6 protein-coding genes are annotated in these 8,680 nt (G+C 50.1%); 5 read left to right on the top strand and 1 reads right to left on the bottom strand.

What is annotated here, in order from left to right:
• Positions 1–307 precede the first annotated feature (307 nt).
• A complete protein-coding gene (locus IM473_RS06420) occupies positions 308–1,096 on the top strand; it encodes a response regulator transcription factor (RefSeq protein WP_287659925.1) in 789 nt (262 codons plus the stop codon).
• An 85-nt stretch (positions 1,097–1,181) separates the two neighbouring features.
• On the opposite strand, the gene ftsH is transcribed toward IM473_RS06420, so the two are convergent.
• Entirely contained in the window at positions 1,182–3,077 is a 1,896-nt protein-coding gene (ftsH, locus tag IM473_RS06415) for an ATP-dependent zinc metalloprotease FtsH (protein WP_287659926.1), read from the bottom strand.
• 214 nt (positions 3,078–3,291) lie between these two features.
• Here ftsH and rimP point away from each other — a divergent pair, with 214 nt between their 5' ends.
• The 4 genes from rimP (at position 3,292) to infB (ending at position 8,600) form a co-directional block, all read left to right on the top strand.
• Positions 3,292–3,762, top strand: a complete 471-nt coding sequence (rimP, locus tag IM473_RS06410) for a ribosome maturation factor RimP (protein ID WP_287659927.1) — start codon at positions 3,292–3,294, stop codon at positions 3,760–3,762.
• A 192-nt stretch (positions 3,763–3,954) separates the two neighbouring features.
• Positions 3,955–5,151, top strand: a complete 1,197-nt coding sequence (gene nusA / locus IM473_RS06405) for a transcription termination factor NusA (protein WP_287659928.1) — start codon at positions 3,955–3,957, stop codon at positions 5,149–5,151.
• Entirely contained in the window at positions 5,148–5,429 is a 282-nt protein-coding gene (locus IM473_RS06400) for a YlxR family protein (RefSeq protein ID WP_287659929.1), read from the top strand. The genes nusA and IM473_RS06400 overlap by 4 nt, the downstream gene beginning before the upstream one ends.
• A 111-nt stretch (positions 5,430–5,540) precedes the next feature.
• Positions 5,541–8,600 (top strand): translation initiation factor IF-2, encoded by a 3,060-nt coding sequence (gene infB, locus IM473_RS06395; RefSeq protein WP_287659930.1) that lies wholly within the window; start codon positions 5,541–5,543, stop codon positions 8,598–8,600.
• Positions 8,601–8,680 lie beyond the last annotated feature (80 nt).

The raw sequence follows: 8,680 nt of genomic DNA, 5'->3' as shown, positions 1-8,680 counted from the left end.
TCTTCTCGGTTCTGTGTGATCAGTTTAACTTACATAGGATCGATCTTTGTGTCCTTTGTGTCTTTGTGGTTCGTTCCACCCCCTCGCTAGGAGCAATGTATCTTAGAATACATTTTACCCACCAAATCCAAGAGAGCCAATTATGAAGTGGGGTGATGGGGTGATGGGGTGATGGGGTGATGGGGTGATGGGAGCAGGGAGAAAAAAGCTGACAGCTAACGAATGTTACAATTGTTACAACATCTTGACATTAATTCTGATACCCTGACAATGTGTCAATCTGTGCAGTAATGGGGCAGAAACTCAAGTGGTATCGATCCATATTTCTATTGTTGAGGGCAACCCGCACTTGCGATCGCTATTAGCTTGGCATCTGCAACAGGCCGGTTATTTGGTCAATCAATCGGCAACCCTGCAAAGTGCGCGTCAAGCTTTCCTTCATCGTCAACCAACCTTAGCAATTATCGATTCCGACTTGCCAGATGGGGATGGAATCGAACTCTGCCGTTGGCTTTATCAACAAAAACAGTCTTTAATACTGATTCTCTCGGCCCGCAATAGCGAAAAAGACGTGGTCAATGGTTTAAAAGCGGGGGCCGACGACTACCTGAGAAAGCCCTTTGGAATGCAAGAATTTATGGCTAGGGTAGAAGTGTTAACCCATCGTTCACGCGGTGGGGCCGCTCCCCTACACTTGGATTATGGGGAATTAAAAATAGATTTAGCCCAACGACGGGTACAATTTCACGGGGAGTATATCGAATTAACGCCCCAAGAATTTAGTTTACTCTACGTTTTAGCCCAAGCGGAGGGAACACCCCTATCAAGAGCCGATTTACTGCGTCGCGCTTGGCCCGAGGAAATTGATAATCCCCGGACAATCGATACTCATGTTCTCTCTCTGCGGAAAAAAATCGAAACCGATCCCAGACAACCTAATTTAATTCAAACCGTCCGCAACGTCGGCTATCGTTTCAATTTAGAAATGTTGGCCGAGATGACTTCAGCTTTAGAAGCTAATATTATTGCCCCCACCAAAGGCAATCATAACGGCCATTCCATTAATAAAATTCCCGCTCACAATGTTAGTCGTTAATTCTGGCTTTGTCCGACTGATTAGCAGATTTTTGGCTGAAATCGTCTCCTAAGCACTTAATCGAAGCGAGGAGACGAAGGGCAAATTAAACCGTAGTCACCATTGACCGCTCCGCTTGTCGCTGAAATTCCGTCAATAAACGCCGGAATTCGTCGCCGTCAATGGTTTCCTGTTCAATCAGTATATCCACCAAGCGATCGATCGCCACACGATTGTCAAGGATAAGTTTTGTTGCTAAATCGTGGCATTGCTTGACAATTTCCCGCACTTGTGCATCAATTTTCGCCATCATTGCGAAAGAATGGTCGGCATGATAACCAGCACCAGCACCACCGAGATAGGAATTGCCCTCCTCCTCTAGGGCAATCAATCCCAATTCCGACATTCCCAGACGCGTTACCATCTGTCGGGCCAGATAGGTAATTTTTTCAATATCATTACCGGCACCGGTGGTCACTTCATCCTCACCGAAGACACATTCCTCCGCCACCCGTCCCCCTAATAATCCCGCAATTCGGGCCAACAGCTGGGAACGACTGGTTAAACCCTGTTCTTCATCGGGAGTGAACCAAGTTAACCCCTGCGCTTGACCCCGGGGAATCAGGGTGACTTTTTCCACTTGATCGTGGCCAGGACAGAGAGTACCGACAATCGCATGGCCAACTTCATGATAGGCGATCAAACGCTTGGCTTTACTATCCACTAAAGCACGCCCTTCCATACCGGCCACAATCCGATCGATCGCATCGTTGACTTCCGCCATGGTAATCGCCTCTTTCCGTCTTCTAGCGGTAAAAATCGCCGCTTCGTTGAGCATATTAGCCAAATCTGCCCCAGTAAAACCGGGGGTGCGCCTGGCGATCGCCTCCAGAGTAACATCGGCAGCAACCTTTTTATCGCGAGAATGGACCTCCAAAATGGCCAAACGTCCCTTAGAATCTGGATAATCCACCACCACCTGTCGATCAAAACGACCCGGACGCAGCAGGGCCGAATCCAAAACATCGGGGCGGTTGGTGGCGGCAATGACGATAATGCCGGTATTTCCTTCAAAACCATCCATTTCCGTCAATAATTGGTTCAGGGTTTGTTCCCGTTCATCATTACCTCCCCCATAACCGACCCCTCTTTGACGACCAACGGCATCAATTTCATCGATAAAAACCAAACAAGGGGCATTTTCCTGGGCTTTTCGGAACAGATCTCGCACTCGCGACGCACCAACCCCGACGAACATCTCCACGAATTCCGACCCGGAGATGCTGAAAAAAGGTACTCCTGCCTCTCCTGCGATCGCTTTAGCCAGCAAAGTTTTCCCCGTCCCCGGGGGCCCGATTAACAGGACTCCTTTGGGGATTTTTGCACCAATAGCCGTAAATTTTTCGGGTTGTTTAAGGAATGTCACCACTTCCTCTAGATCTTCCTTGGCCTCATCCACACCCGCCACATCATTAAATTCTATGCCAGTTTTCGCCTCCATCTGAAACCGCGCCCTTGATTTACCGAAGTTCATCGCTTGACCAGAAGCATTGGCAGAACGACGGATAATAAACACCAATAATCCCAAGACGATAATAATCACTAACAGGTTAGTGAGAACATTGATCAGGGCTGAATTGTCAGTGCTGGGGAGAATGCCGTACTCAATTTTTTTAGCATCGAGTTTCTTGATTAATTCGGGATTTTGGTCAAATAAATTGACTTCTTTCGGGGGATCCTTGTCCGTTTGACCGACGAGGGTAACTGCTGCCTGCTGCAAAGAAGGATTGATTTCCACCTTTTTTACCTTGCCTTGGTCGATCTTCTCTAACAATTCACCGTAGGTGAGGGTATTTTGGTTTTTTTGACTCCAAGCAGGAGTGACATGGCCAAAGGTTTGCAGAATCATCCAAGTGGTGACAATCCCTTTCCATACTGGCCGATGACCACGATTCTTAGCTGACTTGGCTCTAACTACGGTGAGCGGAGATTTTTGATCCATAATTGACTCTATATCTAGTTACCCTGTATTCATTGTGACAGATTGACTCGATCGTGACCACTGTTCTGTTTTCCCCCAGGGTCGTGCCTGGGGAAAAATAGTGATGACGGTTTTTTGCTATATTGTATTTAGCTAGGTGGTCTAACAACTGCCTATCCCAATCACTAACAGTTTAGGGAAGTGGGTTTCGCCCGCTTTTTTTATTGTCTAAATCATGACCCATCCGCTCATCCCCGACCTGCTGCACCTAGCCACCCCTATCGCTGAAAACTTGGGGCTAGAAGTGGTCGATATCGTTTTCCAAACCAATAAAAGGCCTCCCGTCCTGCGCGTCGATATTCGCAATCTTGCGGGAGATACCGGTTTAGAGGACTGTGAGCAGATGAGTCGGGCCTTAGAAACCGCCCTCGACAGTCAAGAAATCTTACCGGAGGCCTACGTTTTAGAAATATCTAGCCCCGGCATTTCTCGACAACTGAGCAGTGAGCGCGAATTTCAGTCTTTTAAAGGTTTTCCCGTCATCGTTACCGGCCAGGATAGCCAGGGAAAACCGCAAGAATGGCGCGGAAAACTGCAAGGTAGAGATGAGCAATCTATTTATCTTAACCAAAAAGGTCGCTCCCTGAGCATCGATCGCACTACCGTCATCAGCGTCCGTTTAGATGAGCAGCGCAATAATCAGTGATCAGTAAACAGTAAACAGTAATCAGTAATCAGGGATAAAGATGAAGATAAATAAATAACTAACTGATTAACTTAAAACTTACATCTGATAACTGATAACTTACATCTGATAACTGATAACTGATAACTGATAACTGATACAAGGCTAATGGCTAAAAAACTAATAACTCAAAAGTAAGGAGAAAAAATAATTATGGCTACTGTTAATTTGCCTGGTTTAAAAATAATGCTCGAAGAAATTAGCCAACGACATAATCTGCCCAAAAATGCCGTACAGGAAGCATTGCGTGAAGCACTTATCAAGGGTTACGAACGTTATCGACGCGCCCAAAGTTTAGAAAAAGCCGCTCAATTTCATGAAGATTATTTCAATAACTTTGATGTGGAATTAGACGTAGAAGAAGAAGGTTTTCGCATCCTTTCGACTAAAACTATTGTCGAAGAAGTGACTAATCCCGACCATCACATCGGTCTCAAAGAAGTGCAAGAAGTGGCCGATGAGGCCCAATTAGGGGATGAAGTAGTTCTTGATGTCACCCCCGACCAAAAAGAATTTGGTCGCATGGCGGCGATTCAAACTAAACAGGTTTTACTACAAAAACTGCGGGATAACCAACGCAAAATGATTCAAGAGGAGTTCCAAGATCTGGAAGGAACGGTTTTACAGGCCCGGGTCGTCCGTTTTGAAAGACAGGCCGCTATTGTCATGGTACAAAGCACCTACGGTCAACCGGAAGTGGAAGCAGAACTACCCAAACGGGAACAGCTACCCAACGACAACTATCGCGCTAACGCCACCTTTAAAGTGCTGCTCAAAAAAGTCCTGGAAGGTTCTCACCGCGGCCCGCAATTAATCGTTTCCAGAGCGGCGGCGGGTTTGGTAGTATATTTGTTCGCCAACGAAGTTCCCGAAATCGAGGAGGAAATCGTGCGTATTGTTGCTGTCGCCCGGGAAGCTAATCCCCCCTCCCGTCACGTTGGTTCGCGGACAAAAATCGCCGTCGATACCTTAGAGAGAGACGTGGATCCGGTTGGGGCCTGTATTGGGGCCAGAGGTTCGCGGATTCAAGCCGTGGTTAACGAATTGCGAGGAGAAAAAATCGACGTGATTCGCTGGTCTCCAGATCCCGCCACCTACATCGCCAATGCCCTTAGTCCCGCCCGTATTGACCAAGTTTTGTTCACTAATGCCGAAGAAAGACAAGCACTGGTACTGGTGGCCCAGGATCAATTGAGTTTAGCGATTGGCAAAGAAGGGCAGAACGTGCGTCTAGCCGCCCGTCTGACGGGCTGGAAAATCGATATTAAGGATATAGCCCTCTATAAAGGCGAACAAGAGGTAAAAACCGCTGAAACAGACCCAGAATCCCAAGATTTAGACCAAGAATGAACCCCTTCGTCAATTATCGACGCTGTATTAGCTGCCGTCTCTTCGCCCCGAAAGAATCTTTTTGGCGAATTGTCCGACTACACCCGTCCGGACAGATACAATTAGATCAAGGCATGGGAAGAGCCGCCTATATCTGTCCGCAGCCCAACTGTCTGCAACTAGCTCGGCAAAAAAATCGTCTCGGACGCGCCCTAAAAGCCAATATTCCCGAAACGGTCTATGAGTCCTTGCAAGAGCGACTCGGGCCCGCCGGGCAATTGAGACCAAATCAGGATTAAAATTGACGATCATAGCCACAAAATCGTTAGCATAGAAATGGGGCAGTCTTGACAGGATAAAAAATCAGCCAACTTATTAGGATCACTAACACTTTAGCCGGGGGATAATGGATGAGTAACACGAAAGTCAGAATTTACGATTTATCAAAAGAATTGAATCTAGACAACAAAGACATTTTGGACATCTGTGACCAGTTGAACATCGAGTACAAGAGCCACAGTAGCACAATCAGCGAAGAGGAGTCCCAACGCATCAAAGCGATCGCAGCGAAGGGAGTTACCTCGAGTACCAGTAAAAATAGCACGGGTCAGCGAGAATCGGCTAGTCCTGCCGAAGAAAAAAAACAAAAGATTTTAGCCCTGCATAAACATAACCGCCCCGAAACCGGCGAAGAGGGGCCGAGCCATCTCGGTCAGGCTGGTTCCTCAGCCAAACCGACTTTAATCAGTCCCCCCCGTCCCCCGGTTAAACCCCTCGTCGCTCCCCCAGGGCGCGACGGTGCGGCCGAAAAAACTCCCGCCACGGAGGAGAAGAATGCGGCTACCCCCACCGATGCAGAGATGCTATCTCAGCTCCCCAGTGTTGAAGGAACCCCGACCGAAACCCCGCTAGTCCAGGAAGCAGCCTCCACCTTAATCGCCCCACCTAATCGACCCTCCCTCACCCCGAAACCGCGCCCTGAAACCGCCTCGGTCCGTCCAGAACCCCGATCTAAAAATGCCCCTGGCAGTAACGACAGGCCCCGGGGAGAAAAACGCGAGCGCGGCGAGAGCGAAAACGCCCCTAATCCTGAGCGCAGGGCTGGCTTGGCTAAACCAGAAAAACCGACCCTCAACCGCAAACCCGACGGAAAAAGCCCGAAACTGGGGGAACCAGCTAGAGAAGTGCGGGAGACGGTGGAATTGAAGCGCCCAGTTCGCCCCGGTATGCCCGCTAAAATCTCAGCTACCGGCGAGGAAGAAACCGATACCACCAAGAAATCTGGCATTGATGGCACAGAAATCGATACGGATACCGGACTGCTCGGAGCAGACGGGCTGAAAAAACTCAAACGACCGACCATGCCCCCTCGCATGGCCAAAAAATCTACCTGGGAAGAAGAAGAAGAAGAGGAGAAAAAAGCGGCCAAAACCGCCAAAACTGCCGGCAAAAACAAACGCCGCACCCAAGCCCTCTTTGAAGATGACGATGATCTAGAATCGGAACTGTCCGGGTTAATTAATACCCCCAGTTTTACCCTTTCCACCGCTCGTCCCCCCAAACCGCCCAGCGCTAAAGTTGCCACCCCCGGCACCCCAACAGCAGTCAAAGTTAAGCGGCCTAGTAAACCAACCGCCCACACCGGCAGCCCGAAAAGCGAGCGCCAAGAACCTCAAGAGGAAAAACGCCCGGAAAGCATCGTCGTCACCGGCAGTCTCACCGTGCGCGACCTCTCGGAATTGATGAAAGTCCCCGAAACTGAGATCATCAGAACCCTATTTTTTAAAGGGATGGCGGTTAATATCACCCAAACTCTCGACGTGGACACGATCGAAATGATCGCCAGGGACTTCGAGATCGCCGTGGAAACCCCCAGCACCCAGTCGGCGGCAATCAAAACCACGGAAATGATCGATGTCTCCGACTGGGAAAGTCTCCAGCGTCGTCCCCCCGTCGTCACCATTATGGGTCACGTTGACCACGGTAAAACCACCCTCCTCGACTCGATCCGCAAAACCAAAGTCGCCCAGGGGGAAGCCGGCGGCATTACCCAGCACATCGGTGCTTACCACGTCGATGTGGAACATAACGGCAAACCCGAACAGATTGTCTTTTTGGATACCCCCGGCCACGAAGCTTTTACCGCTATGCGCGCCCGCGGGGCGAGAGTCACCGATATAGCGGTGCTGGTGGTGGCCGCCGATGATGGCGTGCAACCCCAAACGAAAGAGGCAATTAGTCACGCCAGGGCCGCGGAAGTCCCCATCGTGGTGGCGATTAACAAAGTCGATAAACCCTCGGCTAACCCCGACCGGATTAAACAGGAATTGACCGAACAGGGACTGGTGGCCGAAGATTGGGGCGGTGAGACGATCATGGTTCCCGTTAGCGCCCTGCGGGGTGAAAATCTCGATAATCTGCTGGAAATGATTCTCTTGGTGGCAGAAGTGGAGGAATTGGTCGCTAACCCCGACCGCTTGGCGAAGGGAACCGTCATCGAAGCTAACCTCGATCGCACCAAAGGTCCCGTGGCTACCCTGCTCGTCCAGAATGGCACTCTCCGGGTGGGCGATAGCATCGTCGCTGGTTCCGTTTTCGGCAAAATTCGGGCGATGATCGATGATCGCGGTCAAAAAGTCGAAGCGGCTACCCCCTCCTTCGCCGTGGAAATCCTCGGTCTTAGTGATGTGCCGGCCGCTGGCGATGAATTCGATGTCTATGAAAGTGAAAAAGAGGCCCGATCAATCGCTGATCAACGGGCGATCGAACGACGCAACACCCGTTTACAACAGGCCCTCTCTTCTCGTCGCGTTAGCCTTAGCACCCTCTCTATCCAAGCTCAAGAAGGACAACTCAAGGAACTTAATCTCATCCTCAAGGCAGATGTGCAAGGTTCCGTCGAGGCCATCCTCGGTGCGCTTAAACAGTTACCCCAAAACGAAGTGCAGATTCGCGTTCTCCTCGCCTCTCCGGGGGAAATCACCGAAACCGATGTGGATCTGGCCGCCGCTAGTGGTGCGGTGGTGGTGGGCTTTAATACCACCCTGGCCAGTGGTGCGCGCGCATCCGCCGATCGGGAAGGGGTCGATATCCGCGATTACAATATCATCTACAAGCTTCTCGATGATATTCAAGGGGCGATGGAAGGTCTTCTTGACCCCGAAGAAGTGGAAGAACACCTCGGTTTCGCCGAAGTGCGTGCCGTCTTCACCGTCGGTCGTGGGGCCGTGGCGGGCTGTTATGTCCAATCCGGTAAACTGGTGCGGAATCGCTTCCTGCGCGTGCGTCGCGGCAAGGAAATTGTTTATCAGGGGGTTCTCGATTCCCTCAAACGGATGAAGGAAGATGCCCGGGAAGTGGCCACCGGTTTCGAGTGCGGTGTCGGTGTTTCTAAATTCAATGACTGGAAAGAAGGCGACATTATCGAAGCCTACGAAATGGTCATGAAACGCCGCACTTTATCCAGTTAATTAGACGGTCAGCGTCAGGAGTCGGGAGTCAGTTATCAGTTATCAGTTATCAGTCATAATTCCCCCACTCCCCCACTCCC

The sequence above is a fragment of the Microcystis sp. M015S2 genome (assembly GCF_020245945.1).
In the GTDB taxonomy this organism is placed as follows: domain Bacteria; phylum Cyanobacteriota; class Cyanobacteriia; order Cyanobacteriales; family Microcystaceae; genus Microcystis.
The sequence above is the reverse complement of the archived record's forward strand: the minus strand, read 5'-3'. Positions and strand labels throughout refer to the sequence as shown.